The following is a 16,125-nucleotide window of genomic DNA, read 5'->3' on the forward strand; positions in this document are numbered from 1 at the left end:
CTTTTTTTCCACCAGCTGCGTGCTGGTGGGCGCGGATCACTGTGCCATCGACGTAATGTATTTCCCAATCAAGTTTTCCTTGTTCATTGGCGATCATTTGCAGGTGTTCTAAGATTTGCTGCCAAATTCCTGCCTTTTGCCAACGATAAAACCGCGTTGCAATACTCTCCCACTTTCCTGCCTTTTGCCAACGATAAAACCGCGTTGCAATACTCTCCCACTTTCCATAACGTTCTGGGAGGTCTCGCCACGGTGCCCCTGTTCTCAGTATCCAGAGGATGCCATTCACAAAGAAAACGATGGTCATGATTAGGCTTATCGGTTCGCGGTTTTTCTGATGGTAGTAACGATTTTAACCTCTCCCACTGCTCGTTACTTAAGTCTCCTCGGTTGATCATGACTAGACAGCGATCGCCTTTTTTTATAGGATATAACGAGTTTGAAAACACGCCCTAGTCTCTCAACCAGCAAGTATTTCAAAAATTGGGTAACTGCCGATTTCTGAGGAATTATTAAAGCTTCAACAATAGATGGCAGCAAGCCGATCTGAAATTTAGGAAGTTAATTAAGAAAACTACGATCGCAAAGATAGTAATTAAAAGTCCCATTATCAATGTCGAAGTCCGTTTGGCATTGGCAAAAATCTCTTGAGAAGGAACAGAGATTATCTGGGCAGAAACAATCTGATTGAGTTGCCAACCAAAACCGTTTTCCGAGCCATAATTTACCAACTGACTCTTAGGAGCTCGATCTGGTGTAGAATGACATCGCAAGCATTTCGGTTGTGTAATCTTTAATGGTTGTGCAATGTAAAATACTTATAATTAGTGATGTTTTGGCGATTTCCCCGTCGTTTCTTTCTATTTAATCTGTTAGGTTTGACATTTACTGCCTGCCAATCACCAAAGGAGTTTGAGGGCACGTTAATTGTTGGTGTGATCAACTATGGTGGAGGCGAACAGATAATTAACCAATATGCTAAATTTAATAGTTATTTGGGTGAAAAGACAAATGCATATATTCAGCTAGAGCCTGCTTTTAATGAAAATAGAGCGGTTGAGCGTCTTGAGGCTCGTGCTTGGTCATTGGTATTTGCTCCACCGGGTTTAGCGGCTATTGCGATCGCACGCTACCAATATGTTCCTCTGTTTCCTTTAATAGGTATTAGTAATTTACGTTCAATTTTCGTTGTTCGCAAAGACAATCCCATAACTAACTTGAAACAACTACAAGGTCAAATAGTCGCTTTAGGCCAGTTAGGTTCAGCAACAGGATATTATTTTCCACTTTACAATCTTTATGGTACAACACTGGCAGAAATACTCTTTGCACCCACACCCAAAGCCGCGCTGCAATTGGTAGCTGAAGGAAAAGCCATCGCTTGTGCTGTCTCGGAGGCTGAATTAAGTCTCTACGGTTCACAGTTAGACCCAACCGAATTCCGCATACTATTTAAAGACCCTCACTATGTACCATTAGGTGTAGTCTTAATTGGACCTAATGTAGAACGTAATCGTCAAGAGTTTATCCACAAAGTGATGAGTGATTCGCCTTCAGGTTTAGCTCAAGAAGTGGGGTATGTACCCAATGGACAAGTACCAGATTATAAATACATGATTTCTCTGGTTGATCGGGTAAGCTCGATTAGTTCCAAGCTGGAAAAAAAGCCTGTTCGTTTATTTTAAGGTTGAGCATTTGTCATTCCCCACTCGCGATCATCTTGCTCAAAAAAACAATTTGAATCGTGCTAACTGATTTTCAATGGTTCCTGTCAGAATTTTATTCAGTTCTGTGGTGTCTTGGAATTGCAAAATTTGCTGTGTCGGTAAGTCGAAGGGAAATTGCCCTTCAAAGTCGGGGCGTTGCATGTGCGCTAATAGAATCTGTTCAGATCGTTTACTTTGGATGGCATAGCCAATCTCAATACAGACATTCGGACTCGGAATTAGTTGAGGGGTTTCTTTACCATCAATGCTAGCAATGGGCGTAGTGTCAGCAATAAACAACAAACTCTTACGGATTTTTCGCATGATCGTGCGGTTAATTCGGACAGTAGCACCACTGGGACGAGAGGATTCTACTAATGTTAAGGGAAGGCGCGATCGCAAGTTTAAACTATCTAAACTTTTTCGCAGTTCTTCTCTGAGAATATTCGTCGCTGCGGCATACTCAGTTTGATAGGATAAAAAAATCGTTGGTTCTAACTGAGCCAACACCGCCTGCTTTGTGAAATAAATTTCATGACTAATTAAGTCAATGTTAGCGACGCAATAGCCACCACTACCTTCAATATAAAATTCAATATTTTCCCCTTCCAGATAGCGCCCAAACCAAGTTGATTTATTAACTTCGTCACTTTCTTCTAAAAAGTCTGCTCGCAAGGCTGATTTGAGCAGGCTTTTTTTGCTTAAGCGAATGTCTGGCGGACGTTTTTCCAGTTCTGGAATCGGCTCGTAATCTTGTAGATACCACGCTCTCAGCGCAATAATTGACATAAGGCGCTATTTAAACTCTTTCTCCCTATTCTACTCCGTATAATCTTACACCTAGAGGAGTCCTTATTTCAGACTTTTCTTTAAACAGCCAAACTTTTCAAATCATCAAAGGCTGAAACGACCTATTTTGTTAAAAGCATACCATGATTAATTATGTACACTAGAGGGTGAGCTAAATCAACCTCGCACTTAAAGCCGCAGGATGGAGCATCATCTAGTTAACTATTTTAGCTGGAGGTTTGGTGGGAATCTCAATCCAGAACTCTGTACCTTGGCCAGGTTCGGAAATGCACTCCATTGTTCCACCATGTTTTTCGACAATAATCTGATAGCTAATTGACAGTCCCAGTCCTGTACCCTTACCCACAGGTTTAGTAGTATAAAACGGGTCAAAAATTCGCTTTTTCACCTCTTCAGTCATTCCAGATCCATTGTCACTAATACGAATCAACAGACGAGAGTTGTCTGCTGAAATTCTAGTAGAAATGTGGATAGTGGGCATTGGGCATGGGTTATCCCCCTTATCTTTGGTCCCCATTTGCAGGGCATCTATGGCATTGCTGAGAATATTCATGAATACCTGATTCATTTGGCCAGCATAACATTGCACCCTTGGTATGTTGCCATATTCTTTGATTACCTTAATGCCGGGAAATTCCGCATTTGCTTTCAGCTGATGTTGCAAAATTAATAAGGTGCTGTCAATGCCTTCATGTATGTCAACGCGCTTGTTTTCAGCCTCATCTAAGCGAGAAAAATTGCGTAATGACAGTACTATTGAGCGGATACGATCGGTTCCTACTTGCATTGAGGTGATGATTTTCGGCAGGTCTTCTACCAAAAATTCAAAGTCCATTACTTTGATCGCAGTGCTAATTTCACTATGGGGATGGGGATAGTGTAGCTGGTAGAGACCTAAAATTTCTAGCAGTAGTTCGATGTAGTCCCTGGCGTGGCACAGGTTCCCGTAGATAAAGTTAACGGGGTTGTTGATTTCGTGGGCGACACCCGCCACCAACTGTCCTAAGCTGGACATTTTTTCGGTCTGAATCAATTTTGACTGTGTTTCTTGGAGTTCATGTAGGATATTCTCTAACCGGGCAGCTTGATTTCTGGCTTCAGTTTCGGCTCTAGAGGTTTGTTCGTAGAGTTGTGCTTGTTGAAGGGCGATCGCTGCCTGATCTGCTAGCTGTTCCAATAAATCAATTTCTGCATCCTGCCAATTTCTGGGAGCATCACACTGATGGGCAATTATTAAGCCCCATAGTTCCAGACCGATATTAATCGGAACTATTAAGTTTGCTTGCACTTGCAGACTTTGCAAAAACTCTCGATGACAATCACTTAAAGAAGCGGTTGAAACATTGTTAATTGCCCGTACCCTGCCCTGAAAGGATAGAAGCGTATACTCATCAGGCAAACATCCTGCTGGTGCGTTCAATCCCAAAACAGACTGCCAATTGCCATTAATCTCTTCCACAATCACTGATTTACTCTTCAGTTCAAAAATCAGCACTCGGTCTGAATTTAGCAGGGGACGGACTTCTCGAACGATGGATTGCAGGGTTGTCTGCAAGTCTAATGTGCGGCGAATCTGCTCTGTAACTTGCTTGAGTACTTTGGTAGTCAGTAATGATTTTTCGAGTTCAGCAGTTTGCTCTTGCACCCGCAATTCTAAATTGGCATTCTGGGATTCTACTTGTTTATACATTTTGTGCTGCTGAATTGCCATTGAGAAATGCTCGGATAAAGCTTGCGCCAATAAGATTTCTTCCGGTTTCCACTCAGCTGATAGCCCCTTTTTTTGCTCTCGCCAAAGCTCAAAGGAAAGCTGGGGTAAGATTTGTCGCCGATTTTCTTCACATCGTCCCGCCCACAAGATTTCTGTTTCAAATTCCGGGCGAAAAATGCTTAATACACCAATAAACTTTTCGCGGTAATGTAGGGGAATCACCATGAGTCCGCGAATTTGAGTAGAACGGAACGCTAAAGCCAAAACTCGCAAACGTGGTTCTTTGTAGAGGTCATCGGTTGCCCAAATATTACCTTGTTTACACTCAGCCATCCAGTTTTGCCATACGAGGTGCTCTTCCAGAATACTGTTATCTCCCTCATAGGGAAGTATCGGCTGGTCGCCCCAGGTGTATAGTTCCGGACTTTGTTCAATGTAAAGCCTGCCACCTACTCCACCCAAGGCAGTAATAATTTCTTCTAACGCCTTCTGCAATTGGATTGTCGGTAGTTTATGCAATAGTGTGCTAACTCGGTTAATAGTAGCTTCTCGCTGTTGCTTGGTGATCGCTTGGGTGAGTAGATTACTTTGAGCGATCGCGATTCCTATTTGGTCAGTAACTTCCTGCAATACTTTAAGTTCCTCCTTCAAAATCTCTCGCGCTTGACTGTGGTGAGCTACCAACAATCCCCACAATTTAGGCTTTGCCGATGGTTCTTGGAGGTCGGAATGTAAAATTGGCATTACCAACGAAGACTGCACGCCCATTGCCTTTAGATATTGAATATGGCATGCGTCTACCTGTCGATAGTAGATATTAGTTTGTAGACGTTTGCCAGTTTCTTTTGACTGTAGAGGTGATAGCCCGATCTTCCCGTTGGCCACATCCACAATCGAACGTTGCCCCACTAACAAAAACATTTCTCTGGCGGCTTCTGGAATATCATCAGTTGGAAAGCGCTGTCCCAATAAGGATGGCAGACGTTCCTGATAAATAGATTCAGCAATGACTTCACCACTACCATCAGCACCAAAGCGATATACTTTCACCCGATCTGCATCCAAAAATAAACGCACTTGGCTAACGCTAGTCATTAATATCTCTTGGAGGTCGAGCGATCGCCTGATCTGGGTTGTCATCTTGTGCAGTAAACTTTCTTGGTCTAACCTTTGCTGCAACTTGTTTGATTTATCGGTAATTGTCATTGTTTGTATGCAGTAGGACGAAGTATAATTTTATTTGTAATTGTCAGTGCCTTGCTTTTCACCCCATTTCCCAAAATTCCTCTCAAGTCTAAAATTCATAAAATCTTAATCAGAGACACCCATTGATTTTATATTTTCAATCATCAAACTATTTCAGTCATATCACTCAATTCATTACTTTATGATTACTTTAAAATAAGAATATGTTATGATAATTTTTGCTTCTTGATTCAATTAATTATAGCTTTTCCTAATAAGAATTAGGTAGGGCCTAACTTCACCCCGATAAAGCTGTGCTTTATCGCGGTTTTCGATTGCGTGAGGTACAGTTTTGACCTCTTTCCTAAAAGGAGAGAGGCTTTGAATTTTTCCCCGTCTAATTGCTGATTTTATGTTGAATCTAACTATTTTGCTCATAACTATTCGTAAATTACTGTTAAAGATAATAAATTACGGATTTCTTCACGCACACTCATCAGAGTTTTACCGAGATGGTTTTGACCGGTTTTATTAGCACCACAGCCCCAAAAAGAATCGGTTGGGGAGTTTTCAATCAAAATCTCATCGCCTGTCCTCAAGAGAACTTCTCTAATATCAGCATGAGTGAGAAACTTTTTGAGTACAGCTTCTCGCATAATTTGAGTTTTGACTAAATTCCAGTCTCGACGAAGTTGGCGATCGCTACATCTTCCCAAAGCGGCAGCTTCTTCTGGGGCGGCGGCGGCATGGATGAGGGGTATAATTGCCGCATCTGTGCTACCTATAAACTTTTGCGCTTGATAATAATGCTCAACCGTAGTCCAGTAAGTATTCTGGATGTGGATACCGTGGGGAGAAAAGTTAGAAAAACAGCCATAAGGCTGCCAAACTTTATAAAAGTAAATGGTCATTTGAAAATTGCTCTTTTATATATCAACTTTAGGGTACGCGAAAGTTTTATATTTCCAAACCCTTCATTTCTATCAGGACTTACGCAAACAATAGCCCAAAAGAATGATTTTCTTCTTAAGGCAATAGCCTGCGGTCAGCTAAAGCTACATGAATTGCCCCTACCGTGTGTAGTTTTGCGTAAGTCCTAATTCAGTTAAAAATCGAAGGTTGTGCGAATCACACCCACATACTGCGTATCATTTCTGCTGTCGTTTTCCGGGTTGAGAATCACCCAAAAACCAGGAGTTACTGAAATATTATCGTTCAATCGGTAACGATAGAATGCTTCGATATGGTAAGCGTTATCTCGGTCTTGACGGACATCACTGTTAGAGACACACGGCGGTATACCAAAGAGAATTCCCGGCAAGTTACCTCTACCCCCCACATCAGGAAACGACATACCAATTGCCCCAAACCAGACATTGGCATTGTCACCACTGTTCACAAATAGAGAATCTGTTCCACCCCGACCATTGGAAATATCACTCAAACCAGAGTTTTTGGCATTTGCCCAAATATATCCACCCCAAGCGTGGATTTGGAAATTCGGGGAGAAGCGATAGAATCCCTGTGCGCCGACAATATCGTTGGAAGTAGCAATGTTGTTGCCAAAGGGAGCGTTTGACAGGGCACTACCCGTTCCAGCGGCGAGATCGATTACTCCAGCAGGGCTATAGCCATGAGAATAGGCAATACCAATAGCTCCTTCTTTACCATAATAGGCTAAGTGCGCCAGGGCGTTGTAGCCGCCATTAAACAAGCCGTTGCTAGCCGATGGGACATTGGGACTGGTTGCTAAATAGCCCAAGGTGAGAATCAAGTCTTTGGTAATGTTCCAGTTAGCGGCCGCACCGCCGCCACCTCGCCGGAATAAGGGACTGTATGACCCAAAAAGTGAGAGAACCCCATTGCCGTCGTCAGCGATTGTGGCGGGAGTGACGGTGGTTGAAATATCGGTGTAACCAATGCCTGTGGGACCAACAACGAAGTTAAGAGAATCACTGACTGGGAAGTAGTAACGAATGTGGGGAACAAAAAGTGTATCATTACTGTCATTATCGAAATTCAGGCGTGTCATCCCTGTACCCGTTGCTGCGGCAATTTGGCTTGCACCATTGGAATTCGCAAAGTTGCCAAATTCTAGCCGAACTCGTAACAAATCTTTGCCTGTGAAACTGCTCTCAAAGTTGAGACGACCGCGATTTGCAAAGTAGAGACGGGATTCATCGCGATTGCCACCCACCCGATTACCAAAGCTATCACTAATGGCGGTAATAATTTGAGCATTCAACCTGGTAGTAGTAGAAAATTGCTGTTTTTCCAGGGTTGCTGTCCGTGCTTCCAGCGTATTCACCTGCCCACGCAGAGTTGTTAATTCTGCCGCAAACTCTGTCTGCAATTTTTGCAGCACTGCCAAATCTTCTTTCTTGACTAAATCGCTAGTAGCCGCAGCAATTAATTCATTCACCCGGTCTAAGCAGGCATTTAAACCAGCTGCAAACTCGTAACGACTTAAAGCACGGTTGCCGCGATAGGTTGCGTCAGGATAACCTGCAATACAGCCATAACGTTGCACTAGCGATCGCAGTGCTTGAAATGCCCAATCGCTCGGTTTAATATCAGAAAGCTGGGAAACAGAATTGACTTGTCCCTGCAAATTCCTATCTCCATCTGGTGGATTAGAATTATCTTCTGGAGGTGCTGCCCAAACTGCTGGAATTGCTAAAAATAGGAGAAAAAAACTATGAAAAAGAATTTTTAACATTAGCTTATTACTTAAAAATGGTTAAATTATGACTTTGTAACTAAAGAGATTACACTCGAACCAAAGCTTCCAGGTTATGAGCTAATCAGCATTCAAGTTACTATTTTGAGTTGAGGTTTTTGGTCACTTAAATAAAACTTACGCACACTCTACGAATTCTCGGCGCTCTTCTCTACCAGATGCTATGCGTTGGTCCAAGCCCAAGGTAGAGAAGGCGGGTCGATAAATTAGGACTTACGCATTGACAAGAAATACCAAATATGAATCAAGGTTAAAAACCATATTTTTCGTAAGGGCACAGCAATGCTGTGCCCCTACAGCATGATCTATTTACGATCGCAGGATAATTAAGAAAAGCCTAAAACAACCTCAAGATCGTTAATGTACATCACGATGCATTTGTACAGTGCGTAAGTCCTAAAATTAGGCTTTTTAGCAATTTTTGCGTAAGTCCTATTAAAGCCACGCTATGACTTTTGGCTCAAACTGTATTGGGTTATCAGAATTACAAATTACGCCTAGCGGTACTAGTACAGCACGGCGTAAATAAACCACCCATTCCAAATCAATGAAACGCTGATACTGTATTGATTTTTAATTTTTAATTCTGCCTTGGGGTACTAGATGAATGCTAATTACATATCTTCTAACTCAATTCCTTTGGTTTCTTTAATAAAAAAGAGAATGAAAAAGAATGAGGTAGCTGCCGCAATTGTATAAAGTCCATAGGCAGAACCTAGACCAAAATATTGCAGTATGGGAGGAAATGTTGTGGAAATGACGAAATTCGCAACCCATTGCATCGCAGCAGCAACTGAAAGTGCAGCAGTTCTAATTTTGTTATTAAACATTTCTCCCAACAGTACCCAAACTACTGGTCCCCAGGAGAAACCGAAGCAAAACACATAGAGGTTGGCTGCGATGAGAGCCACCGTACCTGCGCTTCCGGTGAGATTGGGATTGCCAGCAGCATCTAGGGGAGCAGTGCCAAAAATAGAAGCCATCGTTCCTAAAGTCAAGGTCATGCCAATCGACCCTAGTATGAGCAAGGGCTTACGACCAAATTTATCCACTAAGGCGATCGCAATCAGTGTTGTAATAATATTTACGGCTCCTGTAATCACCGTGATTGTTAGGGAATCTTTTTCGGAAAACCCGACGGCCCGCCACAAAACGCTGCTGTAGTAAAAGATTACATTAATACCAACAAATTGCTGTAATACAGATAAGCCTATTCCTATCCAAACAATAGGCAGGAGTCCGCCACTTCTACCCAACAGGTCAGAAAATCTAGGCTGGCGTTCACGAAGCACTGTCTGCCGAATTTCTTCAATTTTTGGCAGCACGTCACCCCCCAAAATCTTGGTCAGAACGTTAGCAGCTTCTGGCTCTCGTCCTTTGGCAACTAAGTAACGGGGAGATTCAGGAATTGTTAAAGCCATCATTCCGTAGAATACTGCTGGCGGGACTGCTGTCCAAAACATCCAGCGCCAAGCTGCAACCCCAAACAAAAACGGTGAGTCTGCTGAACCTGCTGACACAGCAATAAAGTAGTCGCTCAATAAAGCGACAAAAATTCCCACTACGATCGCTAATTGTTGCAGAGATCCTAACCTTCCCCGCAAATGGGCGGGAGAACATTCGGCGATGTAAGCTGGAGCGATGACGCTAGCAACGCCGATTCCAATCCCACCCAATACTCGCCAAAAGATAAAATCCCAGATAGTGAAGGCCATCCCAGAGCCAATGGCACTGATAGTAAATAACGCCGAAGCGACCACCATTGCATTGATTCGACCATAACGGTCTGCAATCTGCCCAGCAAAGAAGGCTCCTACCGCAGACCCCAGCAACGCTAGGGACACTGCTAGCCCTGTTACCCAACTACTGGTGTTAAAAGCTTTTGCTAGAGATAAAACCGCCCCGTTGATTACAGCAGTATCAAAACCGAACAGAAAGCCGCCGAGGGCAGCAGCACCAGCAATCAAAATCACATAAAAGGTGCTGGATTTACGACGAATACTAGTGGAAGACATAGTTGATATATTGGGGATTGGGCATTGGGCACTTGTACTGACTTGTACTGAGCGGCGTCGTTGGCGCAGCCTAAGAAGAGAAGTAGCGTTGTCGTTGGCGCAGCCTCTCGTAGAGAAGTATTGGGAATTGGGGAGTGGGGCGCAGGAGAGTAGAAACCAAAGACTCATTAATGGAGTTCAAAGACTCATTAACGGAGTTCAAAGACTCATCCTCTATTCTCTAATAGACCTCTTGCAAAAGTCCTAAAATCAGGAATGTCATTCTGAGCAGAACGCAGTGGAGAGAAGAATCTCACCAGATGTTTCGCTCCGCTCAATATGACAATTTAAGCATTTATGCAAGAGGTCTAATGCCCAATTCCCAAAGAAATTAATTCTTTACCGTCTGGAACGTCTGCGTAACCGATCAATCGTTACTGCCAAAATAATTACTAGTCCTTTGACGACTAGTTGCCAGAAGTAAGATAGGTTCAACAAGGTTAAACCGTTGTTGAGAATAGCAATAATCAATGCACCTACAAGGGTGCCGCCAATGGTACCAATACCGCCTGTAAAGCTGGTTCCACCAAGAATAACAGCTGCGATCGCATCTAATTCGTAACCCTGACCTAATACGCCACTAGCACTATAAAGACGGCTAGCACTCATGATTCCGGCTAAACCTGCCAGTAATCCACTAATACCATAGACAAATAGCAACACACGATTAACTTTAATCCCAGTTAATCTGGCTGCCCGCTCGTTACCACCGACAGCATATATCTGCACTCCTAAAACAGTTTGCCGCAACACAAACCAACTAGCGATTATAGCCAGTAGCGCAATTATCACTAGCCACGGCAGGGGACCGACATAATTATTACCCACCCAAGCAAAATTGATGTCCGGGTTAATCAGGGTTGTCCCCTTGGCAACCAAGAAGGCTAGACCCCGCAAGGCAGTCAGTGAACCCAAAGTGACAATAAAAGGTGGCACATCCAAAAAGGTGATGAGAGCGCCGTTGACTAAGCCTAAAAGCAATCCTGCCAGCAATGCAGCAGGCACAGCCGCCCAACTTAAAGCCGGAAGCAGCGATACGAGCAACGCCACTACCGCAGAAACAGCTAAGATTGACCCAACTGAAAGGTCAATACCTCCGGTGAGAATCACAAAGGTCATTCCTGTCGCCAGCACAATATTGATTGATGACTGACGCAAGATATTAACGATGTTACCGACTGTGAGGAAGTTGGGAGAAAGGAATGTAAATAAGATGCAGATAATTATTAGGATTGGCAGAATACCCGCAACTTCCAATAGAGCGCTAATTGATTTGCGGTTGCCGGATGTGCGATTGTTGGCTAATTTATTGGCAGGCGGTCTGACTGTTTGACTCATGATGCTAATACCTCCGATGCTCCAGTTGCATAATGCATAATTTTTTCTTGGGTGATTTCTCTACCAAAACTGCCATCCAGTTCGCCTACCAGCTGTCCTTCTCGCATTACTAAGACGCGATCACTCATGCCGACAATCTCCGCTAGTTCGCTGGAAACCATTAAAATAGCTACACCTTGCGCTGCCAATTCGCTCATAATTCGGTAAATTTCGCTTTTGGCACCGATATCTACACCGCGTGTCGGCTCATCTAACATCAGTACTTTCGGCTTAATCGCTAACCACCGCGCTAGCAGTAGCTTCTGCTGATTACCACCAGAAAGATCCACCGCTCTAATTTCCAAATTGGCCAAGCGGATATTAAAGTTTTCCACCGCCTCTGTTGACAACCGATTAACTGAACTCCAGTTAACAATTCCAGCCTTTGCATCCTGCTTGAGTGTGTTGATAGCAATATTCTTGCGGGCACTCATCTCCAGAAATAAACCTTGATCTTTGCGGTCTTCTGGGACGTAACCAATTCCCGCCGCAATCGCATCACTGGGTGTATTAATTTCCAGTTTTTTGCCATTCAAAAATACTTCACCACTGGCTTTGCGGTCTGCACCAAAAATCAGCCGGGATAGTTCTGTGCGCCCTGCACCAACCAGCCCCGCTAAACCAACAATTTCTCCAGCATGAACTTTAAAACTAGCCGGCTCAATCTTCTGACGCGCGTCGCTCATATTTCTGACTTCCAGCACCACTGGGCCAGGATTGGTTTGCCGTTGATGTTCGTAAAAGTCTTGCATGGAGCGACCGACCATCATCTGCACCAATCGCTGGGGAGAAATTTCACTGCGTGTGAGACTGCCAATATATTGACCATCACGCAGCACACTAATTCGGTCAGCTAAGGCATAGATTTCTTCCATCCGATGGCTGATGTAAATAATCGCAATGCCGTCACGCCGCAGTTTGCGAATTACCTCAAATAAATGCTCACTCTCGCGGTCAGATAGGGCTGCTGTTGGTTCATCCATCACCAAAACGCGGCTTTTATCCTTCAGCCCTCGTGCAATTTCTACTTGCTGCTGTTCTGCGATCGCTAATCTACCAACTACAGTCTGCGCTGTAAAATTGGCTCCAAGGCTTTCCAGAACTTTCTCTGCTTCCAGTTGCATCCCTTTACGGTCTAAAAACTGACCCCGCCGCAACTCGCTACCCATAAACATATTTTCGGTAACGGTTAAATTAGGTGCAACATTCAGTTCTTGATAAATGAGATTAATACCCGCCTTGCGTGCTGTCGCAGGATCGGTAATTTTCAGTGGTTGACCATTGATCAGAATTTCTCCTTCATCGGCAATGTAAGCCCCTGCGAGGATTTTCATCAATGTGCTTTTGCCTGCTCCGTTTTCACCCATGAGGGCGTGAACTTCTCCCGGATAAATCGTCAGATTAACATTTTGGAGGGCAGATACACCATGAAATCGTTTTGTAATCCCTTGCATTTCTAACACCGGGGTGCTATTTAGTACATCAGGAAATGAATTTTCAATAGTTGTTGTCATCAGCAGAACCTATAAAAACAATTTAAAAATCGCCAGTGCTAGTTAGAAAGTAGTGAACTTAATATCTGATGTGAAATTCAAGTTATCACAAAATCATGTTTTAGAAATTGGCCATTATCTTGGGGACTTTTGAACGTCGCCTTTCGAGATTTAGAACTTTTCCAAGATGCACATATATACATCATGGGTATCAGCAAAAACTCTGTCAATGCACCAAAAGACTCAACTGAGATTAGAGATAATTTTCAATTGTAAATTCACAAATTTTATTATTTACCAGCCTTTTTCTGTGCTGACATTATCTTTTGTGATCAACTTAACTGGAATCAAAATGGTAGGTGACTTAGGTTTTTTCCCATTTAAGATGTCGTTGCCAACCTGAACTGCTTTTTGAGCCATACCTCGTGGATTTTGAGTAGCAGTCGCCGCATATAAACTATCTTTAGCTGCGATCGCAGTGATTGCTTCTGGCGCACCATCAACCCCTATAATAAAGAAATCTTTACGCTGTGCTTGCTTTGCTGCTAGTTCTGCGCCAAGTCCACTCGGATCATTGATGGCAAAAACAGCATCAATTTTCGGAAAGGTTGTGAGCAAATCAGTCATAACTCTGAGTCCTCCATCCCGACTACCGTCTGCATTCTGGTTTTTAGAAAGGATTTTGATATCGGGATATTTAGATAATACATTCTCACAACCACTAACTCGCTGAATCACCGAGTCCACTGGCGGACCGTTAACTATTACTACATTGCCTTTGCCTTTGAGACGGTCAGCAATATATTTGCAACTAACTTCTCCGGCTTGGACATTATTAGTAGTAATGGTGGCATCTACACCTCCCTCAGCACCTGTATCGACAGCAATGATAATTCTACCTGCTCGTTTCGCGTTTTCAACTATTGGTCTAATTCCCCTTTTATCAGCAGCATTCAAAACAATGATATCAATATTCGCAGCAGTAAAATTTTCAATTTGATTGGCTTGTTGGTTGAGGTCATAGGCACTGGAAGCTACAATAACGTTGACATCTTTTCCGCCAATTCTCTTCGCCTCTGCCTCAACTCCTTGTCCCATGAGAACGAAGAAAGGGTTACTTAAATCACCAACGGTAAAGGCAACCGATCGTAATTTCCGATTCCCAGTGGCAGTTTTACTTTCTGCACTAGTATTGGTAGCAGTGTTGTCATTTTGAGTGCCATTTGTACAACCAACAACCGCGAAACTTAATATGCCAAATATGAGTCCAATTCTCTTCATATTCATCTATTTCTAACAACGGATTTAAATTTTAAAAAGCTCAGTAGAATATAAAATTGCGAAGTTATCACAATATGAGCTAAGTCTGAAAACTTTAGATATCACCTAGCAGTACTAATGATTTTAGCAATTCAAACTTCTCTCAAAGGCCTGATAATTTGACGTGATTTGAGTTAGCGCTATCAATTGTCCTAAATTAGATGTTTTGTTTTTTCAAGCAATAGTATGAACACTACATTACATCAAAAAATCACATTTTTGATAATACATTTGAAACTGCGTCGGTTAAAAACAGCTTTTAACTAAAATCACTATAACCTGATATTATCAATGTGAATTTGTATTCTGTTTTACATTAATTTTAGTTTAACCTGCATTATTCCAAATATGATCCCCGTTTATCGAACTTTACAAAGTCAAGGAAACTATTCCATCTCGATCTAGTTTAAACTTTTCCTCGTGGACTCTTTGCGAAAGTTAAGTAGTTTTCAGCTTAAGTATAGTTTAAAAAACTTAACATACTTCACTCAAGTTTAATTCAGAAAAATTAATACCGTAGGAGGGAAATGTTTGCTTTTAAATCTATCTTTTAGGGGTAGAAAGTTGTAGCCCATTACCATATATCAAAATCCTGTTGCCTTATTTTCAGAGTTGACTATAATATGTTTGTCAACTGCGCTTATTTGTGATCATCAGTAAGGCTTTAATTTTTGCCAATCTGGAAGATTAGGGTTCTTTGAATACAAATCGTAGGGATTAGGTGATTTCTGATTAAAAAAATATCATGTTGACGAGTTTCGACTTCTCTGCGAGACGCTACGCGAACGCTCAACTTTCGGACACTCAGTTGGTTGAACGAACTTGTACTGAGCGAAGTCGAAGTAGTCGAAACCAAAGGTGATGGTAAATTTATTACTACAATTCACCTTAAATAACTTTACGGATTTAAACTTGTGGTTGTAATCAATAAGCTAAATTCCCAAGGCCGTTCTAATGTTTTGGACAATTACCTGAGGTGGCTGTGCAACATCCATAGATATGGTATCTAATGGCTCTTCAAGAGTATAAAACTGGCTGTTGAGGAGTTTTTCATTCATGTAATGATTCTGACGCTCTTGCAACCGCATTTGAATCAACTCATAAGACCCTTTGAGGTAAACTAGCTTGATGCGAACGCTATCTAATACTAGAAATTGCCGATAGCTATCTTTTAGAGCTGAACACGCCAGCACCACATTTTTATTTTCTTGCAGCCAGTGTTTTATAGCTGTTTGCAAATCTTGTAACCAAGGCATCCTGTCAGCTTCACTCAGAGGGATACCGCGCCGCATTTTCTCAACATTCTCTGGCGAGTGGAAAGCATCCGCGTCACTAAACTCCCAGTTTAACGAGTCTGCTAGCAGTTTTCCGATGGTGGTTTTGCCAGAACCCGATACACCCATTACCAGAATAATCATCGACTGCTTAATCATACTGCGCTCCATTAGTAATCAGAAGTTCGACTACATCCCTATGTCCCTCGGAAGATGCTTTATGTAAGGGTGTTTCAGCCGAACCATCTACAACATGAACGCTTGCACCAGCAGCCACCAACAATTCTACGATATCTTTATGTCTACGATAAGTAGAAATAAGTACGGCTGAACAGGGTTTTCCTTCAGAGTAAAACATATAAATTAAGTAGCACAGCTAAACATATTCATAAATGCTTCTTTTACATCGGTAAAACCAATTTTTGTTGAGTAATTTATTCTTTGGAAGTCCTTTC

Annotated in this window: 11 protein-coding genes and 2 pseudogenes; 1 reads left to right on the forward strand and 12 read right to left on the reverse strand. The window is 42.5% G+C overall.

Annotated features, from left to right (window positions below):
* Window positions 1-159: 159 nt before the first annotated feature.
* Both ACYTXL_RS02600 and ACYTXL_RS02605 read right to left on the reverse strand, forming a co-directional pair.
* A pseudogene (locus tag ACYTXL_RS02600) lies at window positions 160-283 on the reverse strand (transposase); the annotation flags it as partial.
* A gap of 271 nt (window positions 284-554) precedes the next feature.
* A pseudogene (locus ACYTXL_RS02605) lies at window positions 555-818 on the reverse strand (Tll0287-like domain-containing protein); the annotation flags it as partial.
* Between the two features lie 12 nt (window positions 819-830).
* Between ACYTXL_RS02605 and ACYTXL_RS02610 the strand changes: the two are divergent.
* The gene (locus tag ACYTXL_RS02610) at window positions 831-1,685 is read left to right on the forward strand and encodes a phosphate/phosphite/phosphonate ABC transporter substrate-binding protein (RefSeq protein ID WP_461923376.1); all 855 of its coding nucleotides are present in this window, start codon (window positions 831-833) and stop codon (window positions 1,683-1,685) included.
* 39 nt (window positions 1,686-1,724) lie between these two features.
* Here ACYTXL_RS02610 and ACYTXL_RS02615 read toward each other — a convergent pair whose 3' ends face one another.
* From ACYTXL_RS02615 to ACYTXL_RS02660, 10 genes are all read right to left on the reverse strand, one after another.
* Window positions 1,725-2,495: a hypothetical protein gene (locus ACYTXL_RS02615; RefSeq protein ID WP_461923377.1), complete on the reverse strand. Its 771-nt coding sequence runs from the start codon at window positions 2,493-2,495 to the stop codon at window positions 1,725-1,727.
* Window positions 2,496-2,709: 214 nt separating this feature from the next.
* Window positions 2,710-5,433 (reverse strand): GAF domain-containing sensor histidine kinase, encoded by a 2,724-nt coding sequence (locus ACYTXL_RS02620; RefSeq protein WP_461923378.1) that lies wholly within the window; start codon window positions 5,431-5,433, stop codon window positions 2,710-2,712.
* Between the two features lie 419 nt (window positions 5,434-5,852).
* Window positions 5,853-6,323: an NADAR family protein gene (locus ACYTXL_RS02625; protein ID WP_461923379.1), complete on the reverse strand. Its 471-nt coding sequence runs from the start codon at window positions 6,321-6,323 to the stop codon at window positions 5,853-5,855.
* Window positions 6,324-6,517: 194 nt separating this feature from the next.
* Complete coding sequence (locus tag ACYTXL_RS02630) at window positions 6,518-8,131, reverse strand: iron uptake porin (RefSeq protein WP_461923380.1); 1,614 nt, start codon at window positions 8,129-8,131, stop codon at window positions 6,518-6,520.
* Between the two features lie 635 nt (window positions 8,132-8,766).
* The gene (locus ACYTXL_RS02635) at window positions 8,767-10,335 is read right to left on the reverse strand and encodes a sugar porter family MFS transporter (RefSeq protein ID WP_461923381.1); all 1,569 of its coding nucleotides are present in this window, start codon (window positions 10,333-10,335) and stop codon (window positions 8,767-8,769) included.
* 210 nt (window positions 10,336-10,545) lie between these two features.
* Window positions 10,546-11,544, reverse strand: a complete 999-nt coding sequence (locus ACYTXL_RS02640; protein ID WP_461923382.1) for an ABC transporter permease subunit — start codon at window positions 11,542-11,544, stop codon at window positions 10,546-10,548.
* On the reverse strand, window positions 11,541-13,097 hold the full coding sequence (locus ACYTXL_RS02645) for a sugar ABC transporter ATP-binding protein (RefSeq protein WP_461923383.1): 1,557 nt from the start codon (window positions 13,095-13,097) through the stop codon (window positions 11,541-11,543). Before ACYTXL_RS02645 ends, ACYTXL_RS02640 begins: the two co-directional genes overlap by 4 nt.
* Window positions 13,098-13,370: 273 nt before the next feature.
* Entirely contained in the window at window positions 13,371-14,363 is a 993-nt protein-coding gene (locus ACYTXL_RS02650; RefSeq protein ID WP_461923384.1) for an ABC transporter substrate-binding protein, read from the reverse strand.
* Window positions 14,364-15,328: 965 nt separating this feature from the next.
* Window positions 15,329-15,814 (reverse strand): gluconokinase, encoded by a 486-nt coding sequence (locus ACYTXL_RS02655; protein WP_461923446.1) that lies wholly within the window; start codon window positions 15,812-15,814, stop codon window positions 15,329-15,331.
* Between the two features lie 7 nt (window positions 15,815-15,821).
* On the reverse strand, window positions 15,822-16,028 hold the full coding sequence (locus tag ACYTXL_RS02660) for an ankyrin repeat domain-containing protein (RefSeq protein WP_461923385.1): 207 nt from the start codon (window positions 16,026-16,028) through the stop codon (window positions 15,822-15,824).
* Between the last annotated feature and the right edge of the window lie 97 nt (window positions 16,029-16,125).

Source organism: Nostoc sp. (assembly GCF_054880495.1).

Bases quoted from the DNA above. Each gene is read 5' to 3' on its own strand.
- ACYTXL_RS02610 (WP_461923376.1), top strand. From the start codon at position 831: ATGTTTTGGCGATTTCCCCGTCGTTTCTTTCTATTTAATCTGTTAGGT.
- ACYTXL_RS02615 (WP_461923377.1), bottom strand. From the start codon at position 2,495: ATGTCAATTATTGCGCTGAGAGCGTGGTATCTACAAGATTACGAGCCG.
- ACYTXL_RS02620 (WP_461923378.1), bottom strand. From the start codon at position 5,433: ATGACAATTACCGATAAATCAAACAAGTTGCAGCAAAGGTTAGACCAA.
- ACYTXL_RS02625 (WP_461923379.1), bottom strand. From the start codon at position 6,323: ATGACCATTTACTTTTATAAAGTTTGGCAGCCTTATGGCTGTTTTTCT.
- ACYTXL_RS02630 (WP_461923380.1), bottom strand. From the start codon at position 8,131: ATGTTAAAAATTCTTTTTCATAGTTTTTTTCTCCTATTTTTAGCAATT.
- ACYTXL_RS02635 (WP_461923381.1), bottom strand. From the start codon at position 10,335: ATGAGTCTTTGGTTTCTACTCTCCTGCGCCCCACTCCCCAATTCCCAA.
- ACYTXL_RS02640 (WP_461923382.1), bottom strand. From the start codon at position 11,544: ATGAGTCAAACAGTCAGACCGCCTGCCAATAAATTAGCCAACAATCGC.
- ACYTXL_RS02645 (WP_461923383.1), bottom strand. From the start codon at position 13,097: ATGACAACAACTATTGAAAATTCATTTCCTGATGTACTAAATAGCACC.
- ACYTXL_RS02650 (WP_461923384.1), bottom strand. From the start codon at position 14,363: ATGAATATGAAGAGAATTGGACTCATATTTGGCATATTAAGTTTCGCG.
- ACYTXL_RS02655 (WP_461923446.1), bottom strand. From the start codon at position 15,814: ATGATTATTCTGGTAATGGGTGTATCGGGTTCTGGCAAAACCACCATC.
- ACYTXL_RS02660 (WP_461923385.1), bottom strand. From the start codon at position 16,028: ATGTTTTACTCTGAAGGAAAACCCTGTTCAGCCGTACTTATTTCTACT.